Annotated in this window: 21 protein-coding genes; 3 read left to right on the plus strand and 18 right to left on the minus strand. The window is 38.1% G+C overall.

Going from position 1 to position 20,594, the window contains the following annotated elements:
• Window positions 1–19: 19 nt before the first annotated feature.
• The 9 genes from purA to A1D25_RS02380 form a co-directional block, all read right to left on the minus strand.
• Window positions 20–1,318, minus strand: coding sequence for an adenylosuccinate synthase (gene purA / locus A1D25_RS02340; RefSeq protein WP_157394101.1), 1,299 nt, complete (start codon window positions 1,316–1,318; stop codon window positions 20–22).
• A 131-nt stretch (window positions 1,319–1,449) separates the two neighbouring features.
• Window positions 1,450–2,337 carry a protease modulator HflC gene (hflC, locus tag A1D25_RS02345; RefSeq protein ID WP_157394122.1) on the minus strand — a complete coding sequence of 296 codons (888 nt, stop codon included), beginning with the start codon at window positions 2,335–2,337 and terminating at the stop codon, window positions 1,450–1,452.
• Between the two features lie 2 nt (window positions 2,338–2,339).
• Complete coding sequence (gene hflK / locus A1D25_RS02350; RefSeq protein WP_157394102.1) at window positions 2,340–3,566, minus strand: FtsH protease activity modulator HflK; 1,227 nt, start codon at window positions 3,564–3,566, stop codon at window positions 2,340–2,342.
• Between the two features lie 111 nt (window positions 3,567–3,677).
• Window positions 3,678–4,754 (minus strand): MBL fold metallo-hydrolase, encoded by a 1,077-nt coding sequence (locus A1D25_RS02355; RefSeq protein ID WP_157394103.1) that lies wholly within the window; start codon window positions 4,752–4,754, stop codon window positions 3,678–3,680.
• 165 nt (window positions 4,755–4,919) lie between these two features.
• The gene (locus A1D25_RS02360; RefSeq protein ID WP_157394104.1) at window positions 4,920–5,864 is read right to left on the minus strand and encodes a tagatose 1,6-diphosphate aldolase; all 945 of its coding nucleotides are present in this window, start codon (window positions 5,862–5,864) and stop codon (window positions 4,920–4,922) included.
• Window positions 5,865–5,877: 13 nt separating this feature from the next.
• Entirely contained in the window at window positions 5,878–6,264 is a 387-nt protein-coding gene (locus tag A1D25_RS02365) for a PTS sugar transporter subunit IIA (protein ID WP_157394105.1), read from the minus strand.
• Between the two features lie 112 nt (window positions 6,265–6,376).
• Complete coding sequence (locus A1D25_RS02370; protein ID WP_157394106.1) at window positions 6,377–6,739, minus strand: endonuclease domain-containing protein; 363 nt, start codon at window positions 6,737–6,739, stop codon at window positions 6,377–6,379.
• 69 nt (window positions 6,740–6,808) lie between these two features.
• Window positions 6,809–8,602, minus strand: coding sequence for a glycoside hydrolase family 35 protein (locus tag A1D25_RS02375; protein ID WP_157394107.1), 1,794 nt, complete (start codon window positions 8,600–8,602; stop codon window positions 6,809–6,811).
• 9 nt (window positions 8,603–8,611) lie between these two features.
• On the minus strand, window positions 8,612–9,283 hold the full coding sequence (locus A1D25_RS02380; protein ID WP_157394108.1) for an HAD family hydrolase: 672 nt from the start codon (window positions 9,281–9,283) through the stop codon (window positions 8,612–8,614).
• Window positions 9,284–9,482: 199 nt separating this feature from the next.
• Here A1D25_RS02380 and A1D25_RS02385 point away from each other — a divergent pair, with 199 nt between their 5' ends.
• Window positions 9,483–9,815 (plus strand): DMT family transporter, encoded by a 333-nt coding sequence (locus A1D25_RS02385; protein WP_157394109.1) that lies wholly within the window; start codon window positions 9,483–9,485, stop codon window positions 9,813–9,815.
• Window positions 9,816–9,911: 96 nt separating this feature from the next.
• Here A1D25_RS02385 and A1D25_RS02390 read toward each other — a convergent pair whose 3' ends face one another.
• From A1D25_RS02390 to agaR, 5 genes are all read right to left on the minus strand, one after another.
• Complete coding sequence (locus tag A1D25_RS02390) at window positions 9,912–10,748, minus strand: PTS system mannose/fructose/sorbose family transporter subunit IID (protein WP_157394110.1); 837 nt, start codon at window positions 10,746–10,748, stop codon at window positions 9,912–9,914.
• Window positions 10,735–11,607, minus strand: a complete 873-nt coding sequence (locus A1D25_RS02395) for a PTS mannose/fructose/sorbose/N-acetylgalactosamine transporter subunit IIC (RefSeq protein ID WP_157394111.1) — start codon at window positions 11,605–11,607, stop codon at window positions 10,735–10,737. Before A1D25_RS02395 ends, A1D25_RS02390 begins: the two co-directional genes overlap by 14 nt.
• A 13-nt stretch (window positions 11,608–11,620) precedes the next feature.
• Window positions 11,621–12,094: a PTS sugar transporter subunit IIB gene (locus A1D25_RS02400; protein WP_157394112.1), complete on the minus strand. Its 474-nt coding sequence runs from the start codon at window positions 12,092–12,094 to the stop codon at window positions 11,621–11,623.
• Window positions 12,095–12,104: 10 nt separating this feature from the next.
• Complete coding sequence (locus tag A1D25_RS02405) at window positions 12,105–13,244, minus strand: SIS domain-containing protein (RefSeq protein WP_157394113.1); 1,140 nt, start codon at window positions 13,242–13,244, stop codon at window positions 12,105–12,107.
• A gap of 112 nt (window positions 13,245–13,356) precedes the next feature.
• Entirely contained in the window at window positions 13,357–14,118 is a 762-nt protein-coding gene (gene agaR, locus A1D25_RS02410) for a transcriptional repressor AgaR (RefSeq protein WP_157394114.1), read from the minus strand.
• A gap of 287 nt (window positions 14,119–14,405) precedes the next feature.
• On the opposite strand from agaR, the gene A1D25_RS02415 reads away from it, so the two are divergent.
• Entirely contained in the window at window positions 14,406–15,044 is a 639-nt protein-coding gene (locus tag A1D25_RS02415; protein WP_157394115.1) for a tellurite resistance TerB family protein, read from the plus strand.
• Between the two features lie 87 nt (window positions 15,045–15,131).
• Here A1D25_RS02415 and pdxT read toward each other — a convergent pair whose 3' ends face one another.
• Both pdxT and pdxS read right to left on the minus strand, forming a co-directional pair.
• Window positions 15,132–15,719 carry a pyridoxal 5'-phosphate synthase glutaminase subunit PdxT gene (pdxT, locus tag A1D25_RS02420; RefSeq protein ID WP_157394116.1) on the minus strand — a complete coding sequence of 196 codons (588 nt, stop codon included), beginning with the start codon at window positions 15,717–15,719 and terminating at the stop codon, window positions 15,132–15,134.
• 3 nt (window positions 15,720–15,722) lie between these two features.
• A complete protein-coding gene (gene pdxS / locus A1D25_RS02425; RefSeq protein ID WP_157394117.1) occupies window positions 15,723–16,610 on the minus strand; it encodes a pyridoxal 5'-phosphate synthase lyase subunit PdxS in 888 nt (295 codons plus the stop codon).
• 94 nt (window positions 16,611–16,704) lie between these two features.
• On the opposite strand from pdxS, the gene pdxR reads away from it, so the two are divergent.
• On the plus strand, window positions 16,705–18,102 hold the full coding sequence (gene pdxR, locus A1D25_RS02430) for a MocR-like pyridoxine biosynthesis transcription factor PdxR (protein WP_157394118.1): 1,398 nt from the start codon (window positions 16,705–16,707) through the stop codon (window positions 18,100–18,102).
• A 68-nt stretch (window positions 18,103–18,170) separates the two neighbouring features.
• On the opposite strand, the gene grxD is transcribed toward pdxR, so the two are convergent.
• Together grxD and ettA are read right to left on the minus strand one after the other, a co-directional pair.
• On the minus strand, window positions 18,171–18,497 hold the full coding sequence (gene grxD / locus A1D25_RS02435) for a Grx4 family monothiol glutaredoxin (RefSeq protein WP_157394119.1): 327 nt from the start codon (window positions 18,495–18,497) through the stop codon (window positions 18,171–18,173).
• A gap of 85 nt (window positions 18,498–18,582) precedes the next feature.
• Window positions 18,583–20,253, minus strand: a complete 1,671-nt coding sequence (gene ettA, locus A1D25_RS02440; protein WP_157394120.1) for an energy-dependent translational throttle protein EttA — start codon at window positions 20,251–20,253, stop codon at window positions 18,583–18,585.
• Window positions 20,254–20,594: the final 341 nt, after the last annotated feature.

Here is a 20,594-nt window from a genome sequence, read left to right on the forward strand (position 1 = left end):
TTCATTGGCTTTATCGCAATTATGCTGCAAATGGATCACGTAAAATCATTGTTTCTACACGATCAGGACCTGTTGAAAGAATATCCACTGGCACACCTAATACTTCTTCAATACGCTTAATATAGTTAATCGCATTTTGTGGAAGATCTTCTAGTTTAGTCACTCGGAAAGTATTTTCACTCCAACCTGGTAATGTTTCATAAATTGGCTCAACACCTTCCCAGTCTGCTGCCGCCATTGGTGCATATTCTACAATTTCACCATTTGGCATTTTGTAGGCTACACAGATTTTTAACTCTTCAAAACCATCAAGTACGTCTAATTTAGTCATACAGAATCCTGAAATTGAGTTAATTTGAATTGCTCGGCGAACAGCAACTGCGTCAAACCAACCGCAACGACGTGGACGACCTGTTACTGCACCAAATTCATTCCCTTTACGAGCAATTTCTGCCCCAACATCATCAAATAGTTCTGTGGTAAATGGACCTGAACCAACACGAGTACAATAGGCTTTAATAATCCCTAATACATAGTCAAGGCTACGAGGACCAAAACCTGAACCTGTTGCAACGCCACCAGCGGTGGTGTTTGAACTTGTTACAAATGGATAAGTGCCGTGGTCAATATCGAGCATTGTTCCTTGAGCACCTTCAAATAAGATGTTATCACCATTCGCACGAGCTTTATGTAATAAAGTCGTAATATCAGCAACCATTCCCGTTAGAATATCCGCCACAGCGAAAACTTCATCTAACGTTTTTTGGTAATCTACTGGCTCAACTTTGTAGTAATGAACAAGCTGGAAATTATAATATTCAAGAATATTTTTTAATTTCTCTGCAAATACTTCACGATTAAATAAATCACTTACTCGTAAGCCACGACGAGCCACTTTATCTTCATAAGCAGGTCCAATACCACGACCAGTTGTACCAATTTTATTTTTACCTAATGCAGCTTCACGTGCGTGATCCATTGCAACATGATATGGCAAAATTAGTGGGCAAGCCTCAGAAATTTTTAAACGTTCACGCACATTGATCCCACGAGACTCTAACTCTCCCATTTCTTGCATCAACGCAGCAGGAGAAAGAACAACTCCATTACCGATTAAACAAGTTACATTATCGCGTAAAATACCAGATGGAATAAGACGAAGTACTGTTTTCTCACCGTTGATAATTAAGGTATGACCTGCATTATGACCACCTTGATAACGCACCACATACTTCACACGATCCGTCAATAAATCAACAATTTTGCCTTTTCCTTCATCGCCCCATTGTGCGCCAAGGATTGCTACACTTTTGCCCATAATTAGTTGCCTCTTGAGTTAGTTCTATAAATTCAAGTAAACGATATTTTGTAAAAATATTCTACAAAGCTACCGCTTGTTATTCAAAAATCAAACATAAAAAGACCCGATTACTCGGGTCTTAGATACAATTATTTTGTAGGTGCTTTCATAAAGCGGAAAAATTCACTATCCGGTTTAAGTAGCATCATATTATTTTTGCCTTCAGCAAAGCTCTCTTCATAAGCTTTTAAGCTACGAATAAAGCTATAAAACTGTGGATCTTGGCTAAATGCGTCAGCATAAATTTTAGCAGCTTCTGCATCCCCTTGACCTTTCATTTCTTCTGCTGTCTTATTCGCATTGGCTAAAATTAAAATAACTTTCTTATCAACATCAGCACGAATAAATTCTGCTTTTTCTTCACCTTGAGAGCGGTGTTCACGAGCAACGGCCGCACGCTCCGCTTGCATACGTTGATAAATAGATGATGACACTTCATTCGGTAAGTTAATTTGCTTAACACGCACATCAACAACTTCAATACCTAAACGTTCTGCACCGTCTTCGCCTGCATTCAGTGCTTTTTGAGCACCCGCCATTAACTCACCACGAGAACCCGACACAATATCTTTAATCGTACGAGAGCCAATTTCTGAACGTAAACGGTCATTTACCTTACGGCGTAAAAGATCTGATGCTTTTTGGTAATCACCACCTGTTGATGTATAGAACTGACCGAAATCACTGATTTTCCATTTGACATAAGAATCAACGAGTAGATCTTTTTTCTCTACGGTAACAAAACGATCTTCTTGACCATCAAGGGTTTGAATACGAGCATCTAATGTTTTAAGTTGGTCAATAATAGGGAGTTTAAAATGCAAACCTGGCTCATAAACAACAACTTTATTATCTGCATCACGATGAACCTTATTAAAGCGTAACATAATGCCACGCTGACCTTCTTGTACAACAATGACTGCTTGATAAACAATAAATAAAATAACCGCTAATAAGGGGAATAATATTCTACGCATCATTAAAATCTCCCTTTACGCACTGGCTCTGCTTCTTGCTGAGTAGGCACTGATTGAACTGGCTGTACAGGTTGTGCAGGTTGTGCAACTTGTGGCACTTGAACTTGCGGACGAACCATCGTTTCTGTTGCATCAGAAGCGGTTGGTTTCTGCATTAGTTTATCAATTGGTAAAACCGTTAAATTATTACTGTGTGAACCGTCCATCATTAACTTAGGTGTGTTTTTCATCACCTTTTCCATTGTTTGAATATATAAACGCTCACGCATTACTTCTGGAGCCACTTTATACTCTGGTAATAATTTACTAAAGCGTTCTACTTCCCCTTTAGCATTCAACACGACTTGCTCTTTATAAGCACTCGCTTGCTCTAAAATACGTTGTGCCTGACCACGAGCAATAGGCTCTTGACCTCGAGCATAAGCTTCCGCTTCACGAATTAAACGCTGTTCATCTTCTTGTGCTTTAATCGCATCATCAAATGCAGCTTTGACTTCTTCAGGTGGGCGGGCATATTGGAAGTTTACGTCTGTTACAAGCAGTCCCATATCATAAGTTTTGATAATATCACGCAACGCATTCCAAGTTCTTTCACGCACAACGGCACGACCAGTAGTTAAAATATCGTCCATTGTCATATGACCGATAACATAACGTAACGCACTATCCGTTGCTTGTTTCAAACTATCATCAGGATTATTTACATTAAATTTATATTTAGCAGGATCTTCAACACGATATTGCACCGTCATTTCTACTAAAACCATATTTTCATCTTGTGTAAGCATTGAACCATTCGTTTTTAGCTCTAATACACGTTCAATATTTACTGGCAAAACCTCATCAATAAAGGTCGGTTTCCAGTTTAAACCAGGTAATACAATATTATGCAATTTACCGAAACGAGTAACGACACCACGCTCTGCTTCCTGAATAGTATAAAAACCTGATGCTCCCCATACAATTGCCCCTAAAATTAAACCCAAAGGTAGCAATTTCCCCACAGGTAATGGTGCTGAAGGAGTACGATTTGAACCACCATTGCCTTTTCCGCCCCCCATTTTTTTCAGTAAGTTATTAAAAACTTCTTCTAAATCAGGTGGTTGTTGTTCTGATTGTCTATTTTTCTGCTCAGGCTGTTGCTGACCTGAGCCTTGTTCTTGTTCAGGCTTTTTTTGCCCTGGTTTACCCCAAGGATCTTGCTGGTTGCCTGATTCATTCCACGACATAATTCTCTCCAAAGAAATACTGTTATCTATTTATATTTTGCTAAAACATAGCCAAATACAAGCGTTAAATTGTACCTATTTAGACTAGTTTTGGCTAGGTTAAAGATACAATTATTTTACATTTAACCACCAATGTGACGTTTCTGTATTTTTATCAAACACATCTCCCATTATTGGTGTTAATGTTTTAATTCCAGCTTTCTCAACAAGCGGAATACTCTCTTTTACAGGCTCGTCCCAAGCGTGGATAGAAAGAGGATAAGCTCCCCAGTGAACAGGCATAAAGCGTTTTGCATTTAGCATAGTTACCGCTTGAGCAGTTTGAACTGGTAACATATGGTTATCAATCCAAGCAGGGTTATATTGCCCATTTTCAACAAATGCTAAATCAAAGCCGCCAAAACGTTCCACAATTTGCTTGAAATGTAGCCCATTACCAAAAGCAGAGTCCCCTGAATAATAGATTTGCTCTTGTGGCGTTTTAAATACATAACCTGCCCATAAAGTTTTATTGCTATCAAATAAACCACGTCCCGTATTATGTTTAGCTGGTACAGCTGTTAAAGTTAAATTCCCTATTTGAGTAGATTGCCACCAGTCTAATTCTTCAATACGCTCTGCACTTACCCCCCATTTTTTCAATAAAACACTCATTCCAAGCGGTACGATAAAGCGAGTTTTTTGCAAAGCATAATGGCGAACCACATTCTCATCTAAATGATCATAATGGTTATGACTATAAATAATTAAATCCACTTCGGGTAGCTCTGCTAATGTTGCAGGGGGAGCTTGAAATCTTTTCATCATAATTGGGATAGGTGAAACCGATTTTGCAAAGACTGGATCAATAAAAATAGTTTGATTTGCGATTCTTGCCAGTATGGAACTATGCCCAAACCAAATAAATTTTGCATTATCACTTTCTGATAAAAATGCCTGAAAATCAGGTTTATTCATTGGTAATAGTGAAGGTGGAGTAAATGCTTGTGCGTTAAATATCATCTGCCAAATGGCTTTGAACGCGGCTATTTTTTCCACATTTTTATCTAGTGTTGGGTTAAAAAACTGCTTTTTATCTACGGAATAATGATCACTTTCTACATAGATAGGATAGTTTTCAGGATAAAAATAATATCCTCCAGCTAAAAGAAGTGAAAATAATGCAAGGTATTTTTTGGTAAATTTCAAAAGTATTGTTCCGACTTATATAAACTAAAACAAATATCGAATATGCTCATTGAACATCAAGATTTCAAGATAAGCGGTCTTTTTATACAAAAAATTTACAATAGTAGAAATTAAAAAGTTAGAGGAGTAACTCTCCCCTAACTTAGTAAAAATATAGCAGTTTAACTATAATTTAATGGGGGTTGCAGTTTGTTCTAATACGGCAAGTAATTCACTGATATTTTGTTTACCTTGTGTTTTTAGCCATTGACGAGCTGCATCAACACCCTCGGCTTTGTAAGCGTCAGCACCGCCAGCCCAAGTTGCACGCCCACATAATACACCATTAAATTGGCTACCCGCTTCTTTGGCAAATACAAGCGTATCTTGGAATAATTTTGCTGATACACCTGCACTTAAGAAAATAAAAGGTAATGAAGTCGCTTCACTTTGCTGTTTAAAGAATGCTTTTGCTTCATCTTGAGTATAAAGAACCTCCCCTTTCGCAAAACCTTCTACATAAGCCATATTGACAGGAACTTCCACTTTTAATACATCAACACCAAAACGTTTATCTGCAAAAAACTTCATTGCCTCAATCACTTTATGAGGTTTGACCTTGGCGTTATGAACATAATCTTCATTCGTGCCATCATAAGTCAAAATTTCAAGAAATAATGGGATCTGCTCAGCATTACATTCTGACGCAACTCGTTCAACAAAAGCGGCTTTGCGATCATTGATCTCTTTCGGTTCATCAATATCAAAATAGATCAATAATTTCACCGCTTCTGAGCCTTTTTCTTTTAAGCGATACACAGAAACATCGTCAATTAAATCAGGAAAACGACCAACCACGGTTTTGTCGTAACCTGTTTTTTCATACGCCATAATCAATCCACAATTTTCATCACGTTTTTCTGCCGCTGCCCAACCAAATTCAGGATCAAGTAAAATAGAAGAGGCATAAGGCGTTAGCTCTTGTGAGATCAATGTTTTAAATTCACTGACTTGCTGTGGCGTAATATCATCGCCCATCATTCTGCGTAACGCCCCACGCTGATCAATAGCAAGTGCTGCAATAATCCCATCTTTAGTAGCTAATTTTTTTAGTAATTCTTGTTTGCTCATTTGTTTTCTCCTTTTACTCGTCATCATCTGATGCTAAATTTTTTAATTTTTCTGCGACATCGTAGATCTGCTCTTTCGCATTTTCGATTAAGCCTTCCGTACCTTCTTCGCTAACATAGCTAATTACCATCGGTAAATTCATTCCGCTATATAACCCTGAAAGCTGGCTTAAATAACGCATTGCCACATTACAAGGTGTGCCGCCCATAATGTCGCAAAACACCACAATATCATCACTTGCTTTTGCTAAAGCCTGTTCAAATTTTTGTCGAAAGTCTTCAGTCCCTTCGTGAGGATATAAACAAACAGTTTGTGCTTGGGGAATTTCGCCTAAAATCATTTCAGCGGTTTCCAATAACCCTTCTGCAAATTCGCCGTGGCTGATTAAAATTAAGCTCATAATTGCTCCTTATTGTATTTGTAAAATCTAATTTATATTTATTCTATTTAGACACTATCTTCCCCCGTTTACGGGGGAAGTACCCTTGCAAAGCAAGGGGGTGGGGGGCTGATTATCTATTTAAATGCAAATAAATATCTTCTAGTACATTTCTCAATTGCGTTTTTATTTGGTGATTTGTAAAACGCAATACTTTAAATCCTAGCTGATTTAATTCTTCTGTTCGTTTTATATCATATGCTAATCCTTGAGCTTGATAGTGTTGCGATCCATCAATTTCTATGACTAACCTAGCTGGTATGCAAGCAAAATCAACGATATAGTGTTTTATAATAACTTGACGGCGTATTCGCCATTTTCCTAGTTGTGCATTTCTAATGGCTTGCCACAAAATAACTTCTTCGTGTGTCATATTTTTACGAAGATGCTTTTTATACGTTATTAATTGCTCTGTTTCATTATTTCTAAATCGCATTCACCCCCTACCCCTTCACTTTGCTCAGGTACTTCCCCCGCAAGCGGGGGCAGAATTTAATTATTTATTCTACAAATTCTTCGTATCTAACTTTTTATAAATCGGTTTATCGCTAAATTTAAGTTGTGTAATTTCTACACCCTCTGTTTCAAAAACAATAATGTTGTTATTGCCTTGTTTTAATAGCGGTGCAGGAATATAAAGGTAACAAGTCGGGCCTTCATTCCAGTATCGTCCTATATTTTCACCGTTTACAAGAACAATGCCTTTTCCTAATTCTTGCGTATCAATAAAGGTATCTTTCGGTTCATCATCAATCGTTAAAGTAAATTGATAAAATGACGGTGTTTTTGGATCTGTAAAACCGTTGAAATCAATCTGATCATAGCGTTCAAAATCAATCAAATACTGCTCCCACCCTGTATGGAAATGAAGATCTAAAACTGCACCTGCTCCGATCCCTTTATGTTGTGTTGGGGCGAGGAGTTTTCCGCCATAATTGACACGCCCCATATTTTCAACTAAAAGATCTAACTGAAATGCTCCATTCGGGGTTTGTAGCATTATGTCGTTGCCAATTTCGTGTTGATATTGAGTGGCGACTTTTTGTTGATCGTTAAATACTTGTACACGATCTCGGCATTGGTAAATTCTGAGCTTAATCTCACCGCTATATGCCGTTGGTTTAGCCCGATAAAGCAAGTAGCCGTAATAATGTCCTAATGTTTCCATTGTCTGTGTATAAGGGCTGTCTACTCTTTGGCTGATTGTCGATAAGGTACTAAATAGAGAAACAGACTTATTCGGCACTAAAGTTGGATAAGCCGTGATTTCAGGTAAAATCGGCTCAGAAATTGGGCTGGCATCTGGATAAGTTGCCAATAATTTTTGTAGCAAATAGTATTTTTCAGATGGTTCACCCCATTCTCTAACAGGGGCATCATAATCATAGCTAGTAACTTGTGGTAAGTCGGTATCTAATCTAGCTGAACAACCATTCCAAAAGCCAAAATTCGTACCGCCTTGGAACATATAGAAATTGATACTGGCACGATCTAATAGCTCTTTCGTGCAATCCACTAAATCTTGTGCATCTCGTGTTATTACAGGTTCTTTCCAGCGGTTAAACCACCCGTCCCAAAATTCCATACACATCAATGGGTAAGATTTATGGTGATTATCAAAATAGCGTTGTAATTCATCTAAATTTTGGTTAGAACGTGAGCCAAAATTACCTGTTGGCAAAATGTCATCTTCAATCAATGCACCTGCTTCTAACGCATTTTGCCAAGCACCATCAGAAGTGAAAAGCGGTACATTTATGCCATTTTTTTGCATTAAATCTCGAATAGCTCGTAGGTAGTTTTTATCATTGCCAAAAGAGCCGTATTCATTTTCAATTTGCATCATTAGAATATTGCCACCTTGTGTAGTCTGATAAGGGGCGACTAAAGGCAATAATTTGGCAAAGTAACGTTCAACTTCGGCAAGAAATAGAGGATCGTTTTGGCGTAAGCGAATATTTGGAATGTTCAGTAACCAAGCAGGTAATCCGCCAAACTCCCATTCCGCACAGATATAAGGCGTTGGGCGTAAAATGACATAAAGCCCTAACTCTTTTGCCGTTTGCAAAAATTTCACCAAATCTGCCCGCTTACTGAAGTTAAATTCATTTGGCTTTGGTTGATGGACGTTCCACGCCACATAAGTTTCTACGGTATTACACCCCATTGCTTTTAGGTTGTATAAGGTTTTATACCAGTACTCTGGTACAATGCGGAAATAGTGAACTGCCCCAGAAATAATTTTGAATGGCTTGCCGTTAAGTAAAAAATCTTTGTTTCCAATTTCAAATGTAGTCATTTCTTGCTCCTAATTTGCGAAATGTAATGACTGCAAAATAGTTAAAATCGCATTCATATCTTTGCCTTTAAAATCAGCTTTGGATTGATCGATTAAAATCCGAGTTTCTTCATAGGCTATTACTTTTAATCCAGCTCCTTTTGCCGATGCAATACCGTGTTCAGAGTCTTCAATCGCAATGACTTGATCCGCATTTAGATTAAAATGAGCCAAGACTTTTTGGTAAATGGTAGGATCAGGTTTACTTTTCACTAATTCTTTACCACTCATAATAAAATCAAAATGTTCTCTAATTTGAGTAAGGGTAAGTATTCGTTCAATATGTTTACGATCTGCTGATGATGCAACTGCAAGTTTAATATTATTGGCTTTAGCAAAATGGATAATATGGCGAATGTCTTGACGAAAAATGGCTAAATAATCTAAATTTTCCCAATAGTCTTTATCATAACTTAGCAATCGCTCACCAATTTCTTCTACTGAAAGCGGTGATTTGCTGAGTTGTTTAATAGCTAAAAAAAGGTCTTGATAAGAACGCCCAACAACAGATGAAAATTGTTGCAGGCTAATTGGCTCATCAAAAGTTTTCAATTCATTTACGAAGCGTTGTAATAAACCAAATCCCATATATTCCGAGTCAATAATAACGCCGTCCATATCAAAAATAATGAGTTTCAACATTGCAAATACCTTGGTAATTATTAACCTAGAAAATTTATACTTACTTTAGATTATAAAAACATAACCATTTGTTTTATAACAATTAATTTAATACCACTTGATTTAATGCGCACAGATTTTTTTATTTTTCAAGACTACCAAATAAATTATTTCTCTTTAAAATAGCCACTCTTTTTCAATGATTAAGGTAATTTTTTATATGAATGCTTGGTTTTTATTATTTATTTCTATTTGTGCTGAAATCTGTGGCACTACAGCTTTAAAATATAGTAATGGTTTCACTAAGCCATTACCTACAATTCTTGCTTTAAGTGCATTTTTAATTGCGTTCTATTTAATTTCTATTGTTTTTAAAACCTTACCTGTCGGCTTGGTCTATGCTATTTGGTCTGGTACTGGTATTGTACTTACTGCTGTTATTGCCTATTTCGCTTTCGGTCAAAAACCTGATTTAGCAGGACTTATTGGTATGGCAATGATTATTGCAGGTGTTTTGGTTATTAATTTATTTTCTAAAAATACAGTTCATTAGATTATCGATATATCGCTTCCTGTTTTACAAACCCCCTCTCCCACAAGTGGGAGAGGGAAGAGAAATTCACCGAATTTCGGAGGGAGAGGGCTTACATTAACCTTTCGCTAATAATCCAGCCCAAGAGAGCAAGATACAGAGTGCGATAATGATCATAATCGCTTTATTCGAGTTCATTTTTGGTCTTCCAAGTAACCAGTAGATAAAGAACACGACTAAAGCAGGCACTAAGCGTGGAAGAATGAGATCTAAGTTTGCTTGTGCTGATACGACTTTTTCACCAATGGTTGCCACATAAGGTACTTTCACATTTACCATCGTGGCACACATCACCCCGACAACAAACACCCCAAGTACTGTTGCGGCATTGGTTAAGGCGTTGAGTTTGTGTCCTAAATTAGTTACAAGATTAACCCCTTCACGATAAGCGATTTTGAGTTGCACCCAACGGAATACCATCGTAGCAATTGCAACAGCAACCCATAAACCAACCCCTAATGGATTACCACCTACTGCCATTGTTGCGGCAATCGCACCCATAATTGCAGGAACGAGAGAGCCAAAAATCGCATCACCAATAGCGGCGAATGGTCCCATTAAACCTGATTTAATCCCTGCGACTGCTTCTAGTGATTTAACCCCTTGTTTTTCTTCAAGAGCAAGGTCGATCCCTTTTACAATTGTGTTAAAGAATGGACTGGTATTAAAGAATTGGTTATGCATCACCATCATTTTTTGTAATTCAGGTGTATTATCGCCATACATTTTGCGTAGTTGTGGCAACATAATCCAAAGATAACCAGAACCTTGCATACGCTCATAGTTCCAACCGACTTGGTTAAAGAATAAGTTACGGATATTGATTTGGCGGAAATCTGCATCAGTAAGTTTATAGCCTTTTGGATTTCCAACTTGTTGATTAGAGTTCGTCATCTTCAATTTCTCCTTTTGCAGAAGTTGTATTTTTCGCAACTGGGGCAGATCCACCCTCTACGCTACGTTGGTAAACCATATAAGCGAATGCGAATCCGATTGCAGCCATTGCTAACATAGGCACACTATTGATTGAATTACTTACATTTGTTGCTGCACCTACTGCTGAAATATTACCGAATAGGGTAATAAAGATAGAGGTGAGTGCGAATGCAAGGATTAAGTAAGCAATATGACGTTTTGTTGGTAAGTAACGAAGTAAGATTGCAAAACCTAATGCTGGTAATACACCACCTGCAAGCGTTAAACCATCTGCAATAACTTTTAATACCCCGTGTTGCATTGCTTCAGCTAAACTTGCCACAAATGGACCACCAAAGACTAGAGCAAGGAAGATCGGTAATGCACGAGAAAGACCCCAAGCGATTGCACCACAGAGATAGTTCACTGTAATTGCGTTATAGGCGTGGTCTTGGATATTTTTATCAATACGGTGAGCGAAGAACACGTTAGACATTCTCGCTAAAATATCGGTATAAACCATTAACGCTGCAATTGGTACTGCTAATGATGTTAATGCAAGTTGCGGATCCATTCCAACAGCAACAGAGAACGCTGTTGCAATAACAGTTCCTGAGTTTGCATCAATGCGTGACGCACCACCGAAAGTTCCTACACCGAGAACGGTAAGTTGCATTGAACCACCAATGAGTAACCCTGTTGTTAGATCACCCATAATTAACCCTGTGATAAAACCTGCAAACACAGGGGAACCAGCACTTGATACGATAGTAATTTCATCTAAAATTTGATAGAACGCATAGAGCGTTATCAAAAGTATTTGCCACCATTCGATCATAATCTTTACTCCTCTATAAAAGTTTCATTAAATCGACTTTCTCTTCATTAGGTACTAATTGTGCGGTTAAATTGATACCTTTTGCAGAAAGTTTTCTAAACACATCCACATCATCATCGGTAACGTGTACCGTTTTTCTGATTGCACGCGTTAGATCCGTTTTTGGCATATTGCCAGCGTTAATTTCCGTTAATGCAACACCTTGTTCCACTAGCCTTAATAATGTCTGTGGGTTACGAGTCACCAACAACACACGCTGTGAATCATAACGTCCATCGTTAATGTTTGTTGCTGCCTTCTCAACGGTAAGTACGCTTAAATTGACACCTGCTGGACAAGCTAAACGTAGTCCTGCTTTATCAATATCATTATTTGCAGCAACATCATCAACGACCATAATGCGAGTAATATCGAGATAAGATGTCCACAAATTAGCCACTTGACCGTGAATTAAACGACCATCAATTCGTACGTTTAAAATTGCCATATTGGTCTCCTTAGTTATTGTATGAATAAAGCGTTACACCTTGCACCACTCGATTTACTTCCCCAGTTGGACAAGGGTTATCGGTGGTATAGCCCAAATGAAGTGAGCTATAAAATGAATATAATTGACCTATAACTAAAAATGGGAAAATACGAGCTGCATCATCTAATTGGTAAATTTCTGCGTGGAACTGACCGCTTGTGTCACCAAGTAATATTACTTCTCTCGCTTTTTTATCTCGAATTAGTTCGTTATAAAGATCTCGATCATATTTTTCGGTGTAAGCGTGTTGCGAAAGGAATACAAAAATAAGTGTTTCATTTTGTACTAATGATTTCGGGCCGTGACGAAATCCCATTGTTGATTCAAAAAAGCCTAAACGCTCTCCTGCAGTTAATTCTAATAATTTCAATGCGGTTTCTCGAGCCAACCCTTGAAAACCACCGCTACCTAAATAAACCACTCGTTTTACAGGTAAATGAGCTAGAGTTTGAACTGTTAAAGCATCTTCTGTTAATAATTTTTCTGTTACTTGTGAAAATTGCTCTACCCACTGTGAATTAAATTTTTGTGGGGCGAAGGCTAACAATGCAGCTAACATCATATTGCTAGCACTCGATGTCATTGCAAATCCTTGATCGTGAGTAGAATCAGGCAAGGCTAGAGGGTAACAAGCGGTAGGATTTTGTGAACATTTTACAAATAATGCCCCTTTCACATTATTTGTTATCGCTAAATGGTAAGCCTCTTTCACAATATCATTGACACGATCAACAGCCCCTATACTTTCAGGGCTATTTCCTGAACGGGCAAAAGAAACTAATAAGGTAGGTTTATCTTCAAATAAATATTGATAAGGACTAGAAACTAAATCTGTACTAGCAATAGCTTCTACTACGCAACCTAATTGTTCACTTAAAACTGGAGCAATCACTTCACCGATAAACGCCGATGTACCCGCCCCAGTAAAAATAATACGTAGTTCGCCTTTTTTAGCTCTCTCTACGAGTGGAGCAATAAAAGTATGAATAGATGAATTTGCAACAATTTCTGTGGTTTCTCGCCACGTCTGTGGCTGCTGTGCAATTTCTTTTGCTGTCCAAAAAGCCTTTTGATTTTCTAAGGTTTGGTTTGAAATATTTAGAATCATTCCACTTCCCTCACAAAATATTGTCGTCCAAATTTGAAACTTGCAAAGTAGCTAAATGTTTTATTTCAAATCTAATCGACGATAAATAAATACTTTGTTAAGAGAAAATGAATTAAGCAATCAACACTTTTACACCTGAATTTTCTAAATAATGCTGATAATTTTTCGGTAGCTGATCATCTGTGACTAACACATCAATTTGATTGACCGGGCAAATAACAAAATCACTATATTGTCCAAATTTACTTGAATCCGTTACCACAATAACTTGATTTGCTGCTTCACACATCAAACGATTTAGATGTGCCTCTTGCTCATTAAAAGTTGTAACACCTTTTTGCAAATCAAAACCATCAACACCTAAGAACACTTTATCAAAGCGATATTGACGTAAATTGTTATCTGCCATTATGCCTGAAAAAGACATCGCATTTTTACGCAAAATCCCTCCCGTCATTCTGACTTCTACATTCGGACAAGCAACTAATTCCATCGCAATATCTAAACCATTTGTCAAAACTGTCAAGTTTAAATCATTTAAATGACTTACGATTGCTTTCGTTGTTGTTCCAGAATCTAGAATAACTTTATCACCATTCTGTAATAATGACGCAGCCATTTTGCCTATATTTTGCTTAACTTCAGGATAATGATTTCGCTTGTCTGCAATTGAAAGTTCCGCAATCAATCTAGAATTTAACACTGCAAAACCATGTGAACGAGTTATAAACCCTTGTTGTTCCAAAGCATTTAGATCAGTTCTAATCGTCACTGAAGATACCTTGAAATACTGAGCTAAAGCCTCAACTCGCTGACTATTTGTCAGCTTGAGCAATTCTAAAATATCAGAACGTCTTTCAACGCTACTTTTCATTTTCTCTCCTAAATTCAAACAATCACCACAAACTACGATTGCTTTCGAGATGAATAATAAAACAACGAATAACAAAAACAATCAAAAGCATTCGAAAATGAGATAAAGATCACATAAATTTACAAAACACAAACTAACTGACATATATAAATCCTAATTATTATCTTAAACAGTATAAAATAGCTCTTTGCGTTTTATCGTCACAGTGAATAGTGATTAGACAAAATTTCTATGATAAGCTACCTTCTCCTGTATTTATGCCATTCAATCAACATTAAGGAAAGAAAATGAATTTTAATCAAATTTTAAATACCGTATTAGGCACAGTGAAACAATCAGCTGGCAAAATTAATAAACCAAGTGAAAACACTGCAGATACAATTACTAAAATTGGTGGTGGTGCGGCTTTAGCGGGTATTTTATCAATGGTATTAGGTAGAAATGGTGGAGCAAGCCTAACAAAACTTGGCTCACTCGCTGCATTGGGCAGTATTGCTTACCAAGCCTATCAAAATTATCAAAAAGATCAGGCAAATACTCAGCAACAGGTTTCTGAAACTGTGTTTACTTCAACAGCTCATAGTGAAGAAGAACGTAGTAATGTAATTTTACGCACAATGATCGCAGCCGCATTATCTGACGGTGTACTTGATGAACACGAAAAAGCGTTAATTGAACAAGAGGGGGGAAATGACCCTGAATTACAACAATGGCTATCACAAGAAATCGCAAGTCCAATTCGTGTTTCTGAAATTGCTAGCATTGTCGGTAATGATGTTGCATTGGCAAGCCAAGTTTATTTAGCCGCTCGTGTTGTGTGTAAAGATCTTTCTCGTAAAGAAATAGTGTTCTTATCACAACTCGCTACGGAATTAAATCTTGATGACGCTTTAGTTGAACAGCTTGAAAAACAAGCGGGCTTTTAATTCGATTTTTTTACAAAAAAATGGCAAGGTGGATTCCTTGCCATTTTGCTTTATGCCTTCCTAGAAGGGCTCTACTATGAATAATATTTAAGATGCAACTATCTCTAAAAAGTATTGCATTATTCTGGCATCATTGGTTAATTCTGGGTGGAAAGAGCAAGCCAGTACCTTACCTTGTTTTGCCAATACTACATTACCCTCAAATTCTGCAAGTACTTCTACACGACTATTCTCAATGGTTGAGATATAAGGTGCTCGAATAAATACTGCTGGGAATGGCTTTTCTAAGCCTTTTACCGCCAAATCAGTTTGAAAGCTGTCTATCTGCCGTCCAAACGCATTACGTTGCACACAAATATCCATTACCCCTAGATGAGCAGGCTCTCCACCTTCAATTTGTTTAGCTAATAAGATCATTCCTGCACAAGTACCGAACAATCCTTTTCCTTGTTGAGCAAACTGCTGTATTGCCTCCAACAGTCCCACCGTACGCATTAGCTTACCGATAGCAGTACTTTCTCCCCCAGGTAAAACTAAACCATCAAGAGCGGTGAGATCACTTGGATTTTTTACAATTTTTGCCGTTGCACCTAATTGCTCAATCTGTTGGCAATGCTCACTTACCGCACCTTGTAGAGCAAGCACACCAATAGTTAAATGACGATAATTTTGCATACTCTACCAACCACGATCTTGCATTCTTTCTGCTGCTGAGAGACGAGAAATTTCAACCCCTTTCATTGGCTCACCCAAATCTTCTGAAAGACGAGCGATTAAATCGTAGTCTTGATAATGTGTAGTAGCTTGAACAATTGCACGAGCAAATTTCTCTGGATTTTCTGCTTTAAAAATACCTGAACCTACAAAGACACCGTCAGCACCGAGTTCCATCATCAATGCTGCATCGGCAGGTGTTGCCACACCACCAGCTGCAAAATTCACCACAGGTAATTTACCTAAGGTTTTAATTTGCAGTAATAATTCAAAAGGTGCACCTAAGTTTTTCGCTTCTGTCATTAGCTCATCGTGGCTCATTGCGACAACTTTACGCACCTGTGCATTAACCTTACGCATATGACGAACAGCTTCTACAATATTTCCTGTTCCTGGTTCTCCTTTCGTTCTCAGCATTGACGCTCCTTCTCCAATTCGGCGAAGTGCTTCACCAAGATCACGACAGCCACATACGAAAGGCACTCTAAACTCACTTTTTAATAGGTGGAACTCTTCATCTGCAGGCGTAAGTACTTCACTCTCATCAATGTAATCGACCCCCATAGACTCTAATACACGCGCTTCAGTAATATGCCCAATACGCGCTTTTGCCATTACAGGAATAGAAACAGCCCCCATAACGTCTTTCACAATTTTAGGGTTTGCCATACGAGCCACACCGCCTGCTGCACGAATATCAGAAGGTACACGCTCTAATGCCATTACTGCCACTGCACCCGCAGCTTCCGCAATGCGAGCTTGCTCGGCATTCACAACATCCATAATTACGCCACCTTTTTGCATTTGTGCCATACCACGTTTTACGACATCTGAACCTAGAATTGTTGCCATTGTATTTTCCTTCTGTTAGTGAAATTGCTCGCTATTTTGAGAAATCACAGATATGATTAAAAGTATCAGTTTTGATGATTTTAATGGTGTCAGAATGAAAAAAATAAATTATCGCTTAGATAAAACCGATAAAACGCCACTCTATTTACAGCTTTATCAACAAATCCGTTTAGCAATTCATCAACAACAATTACATTTTGGTGATAAATTACCTTCCAAACGCCACTTAAGTGAGTTTCTGCAAATCAGCCAAAACACCGTTGAGAATGCTTATGAGCAATTACTTGCGGAAGGTTATATCAATGCTAAAGCTCGCAGTGGTTTTTTTGTCAGCTTTCAAGCGGAGCTGGATTTTCCTTGTGATCTGCCACGTCAAAAACAAACTGCATATTTTCAATCTCGCAAAACTTACTACGATCTCAATCCTAATTTAATTGATAGTAAAAATTTTCCGATACGTCAGTGGCAAAAAGCAGGAAAACAGAGCCTTAAATTTTGGCAAAATGAAATGATTGCCTTAGGCGACAAACAAGGTGATCGTAATTTACGCAATGAAATAGCCCACTACTTATACGCATCTCGTGGAGTAAATTGTGAACCTGAACAAATTGTAATCGGTACAGGATTAGAAAATTGTGTGCTACAACTAATTTTACTTTTTAATCAAATCAGCGAAAAGCCTATACAATATGCAATGGAGTCTTATGGTTATATTACCATTGAAAAAATGCTCACTGCTTATGGTAAAAAAGTACTTCACCTCCCCTTAACCACTGACGGACAGCTTGATCTAGCCACACTGGCGGAAAGCCAAATAGATGTTGCTTACCTGACTCCATCTAACCTCTACCCGTTCTCACAAGTATTATCTATTGGACAACGCCAACAATTACTAGAATGGGCGAACCAACAGCCACAACGTTATATTATTGAAGATGACTACGACAGCGAATATCGCTACAAAGGTAAGCCTATTCCTGCATTACAAAGCCTTGATGTCAATGAGAAGGTCATTTATCTAGGATCATTCTCTAAACTACTGATGCCATCTTTACGAGTTGGCTTTATGGTATTACCCAAATCCCTACTTTCACTTTATCAAGAATATTGCGGATTTTTTAACTGTGGTGTTTCTCGCTTTGAACAGCAACGATTAGCCACATTTATTCAACAAGGTGAATTTGAAAAACATATTCAGCGAATGCGGAAAATTTATCGTAAAAAAATGGAAATGCTTTGCCGTCTATTGCAATCTCACTCAGATAAAATTCGCTATTATGGCGAACATTCCGGAGCATATTTATTGATTGAACTCTTGAAAAGCCCGCACACCAGCACTGAATTAGTAGAACGCTGCTTGCAAAAAAACATTAAAATCTACCCGCTTAATTACCCTAATCGGCAACTCTTTTCCATTGGCTTTGCGGATATTGATGAACAAGAATTTAATGACGTGTTTGAAAAGTTAATTTCAATATTAGTGTTAAAATAGTAGATGAAATATAAAAAATTAGGCAAGTGAGTAAACTATTTTATCTACTTGCCTATTATTTATTAAAATTACGCTGGGTGTCTTTCTGCAACTTCTTTTAACAATGCTTGTAATTCACCTTTTTGGAACATTTCAAGCACGATATCGCAACCACCAATTAACTCACCTTCTACCCATAATTGTGGGAATGTTGGCCAATTTGCGTATTTTGGTAATTCTGCACGAATATCTGGGTTAGTTAAAATATCTACATAACCAAATGGAACTTGGCAGTTAATTACTGCTTCCACTGCACGAGCAGAGAAACCACAAGATGGGAATTTTGGCGAACCTTTCATATAAAGTAAGATTGGGTTTTCGCTAATTTGTTTTTGGATTCTTTCGATAGTTTCCATTGTTTACCTCATTTAAGTGTTGTAAGTATCTCCTGATACCTATCTTATTCAAAGATGGTACAACTGTACCATCTCTATCGACTTACTACTTCGCAATACGTTTATATTTGATACGATGTGGCTGTACCGCATCTGCTCCAAAGGTTTTCTTTTTCCACTCTTCGTAGTCAGAGAAGTTACCTTCATAGAAAGTTACTTTACCTTCATCACCGTAGTCAAGAATATGGGTCGCAATACGGTCTAAGAACCAACGGTCGTGCGAAATAACCAATGCACAACCAGGGAACTCTAAAATTGCATTTTCTAATGCACGTAAGGTTTCAACGTCTAAATCATTGGTTGGTTCATCTAGTAATAAGACATTTCCGCCTACTTGTAGTAATTTTGCTAAATGTAAACGACCACGCTCACCACCCGATAGCTCACCTACACGTTTTTGTTGATCTACCCCTTTGAAGTTAAAGCGTCCAACATAAGCACGACTTGGAATTTCAAAGTTGCCAATTCGCATAATATCCTGTCCACCAGATACTTCTTCCCAAACGGTTTTGCTGTTATCCATCGCATCACGGAACTGATCAACAGATGCCATTACTACTGTTTCGCCCAAGACGATTGAACCAGAATCAGGCTGTTCTTGCCCTGATAGCATACGGAATAAAGTTGATTTACCCGCACCATTTGCCCCAATAATCCCGACAATCGCTCCTTTTGGAATAGAGAATGAGAGATCGTCAATTAAAGTACGTTCGCCATAAGATTTTGTTAGATTTTGTACTTCAATCACTTTATCCCCTAAGCGTGGGCCAGGTGGAATAAAGAGTTCATTGGTTTCGTTACGTTTTTGATATTCGCCACTATTAAGTTCTTCAAAACGAGCCATACGAGCTTTACTTTTTGCTTGGCGACCTTTTGGATTTTGACGTACCCATTCAAGCTCTTTTTCGATAGATTTCTGACGAGCCGATTCCGCAGCTTGCTCTTGTGCTAAACGTTTCTCTTTTTGCTCTAACCAAGATGAGTAATTTCCTTCCCAAGGAATACCTTCTCCGCGGTCAAGTTCTAAGATCCAACCTGCTACGTTATCTAAGAAATAACGGTCGTGGGTAATTGCAACGACTGTGCCTTCATAATCGTGTAAGAAACGTTCTAACCAAGCCACTGACTCTGCATCTAAGTGGTTGGTTGGTTCGTCTAATAACAACATATCTGGCTTTTCAAGTAATAAACGGCAAAGTGCTACACGACGGCGTTCTCCCCCTGAAAGATGCTCAATTTTTGAGTCCCAGTCAGGTAAGCGTAACGCATCTGCTGCTCGCTCTAATTGGTTTTCAAGATTATGACCATCGTGAGCTTGAATAATGGCTTCAAGTTCTGCTTGCTCCGCTGCCAGTTTATCAAAATCAGCGTCAGGATCCGCATAAAGCGCATACACTTCATCTAAACGGGTAAGTGCTTTTTTAACTTCACCCACTGATTCTTCAATGGCTTCACGCACAGTTTGTTGTGGTTCAAGTTTTGGTTCTTGTGGAAGATAGCCAATTTTAATCCCTGGTTGTGGGCGAGCTTCACCCTCGATCTCTTTGTCGATACCAGCCATAATGCGTAAAAGTGTCGATTTACCCGCACCATTTAAGCCAAGCACCCCGATTTTAGCACCAGGGAAGAAACTTAATGAGATGTCTTTAAGAATGTGTCGTTTTGGTGGAACAACCTTACCAACACGATGCATTGTATAAACAAATTGCGTGGACATTATATTCATTCCTTATTGATAAAAATTGAGAGCTATTCTACTTGAAATTGGGCTAGGTGGGAATCTGAAATCTTGCTTAGATAAAATCTATCTTTAAGAAAATTTTTTTGGGGTAAGGTAGACTTTAGCCCACCATATTTAAAATCAATCAGTTACAAAATGGTGGGCTAAATCCCACCCAGATTATTGACAAAGTCTTTTTTCATTCGGACGCCAGCGTGGCGTCCCTACAAGGAAAGTTATAACCAATTGAAAAATAACAGATTTTATTTTGTTATGTAGGGACGCCACGCTGGCGTCCGTTAATTGGATACAACAAATTGGGGTTTGTCATCAGTCTG

The organism is Ursidibacter arcticus, assembly GCF_009761375.1.
Taxonomy (GTDB): Bacteria; Pseudomonadota; Gammaproteobacteria; order Enterobacterales; family Pasteurellaceae; genus Ursidibacter; species Ursidibacter arcticus.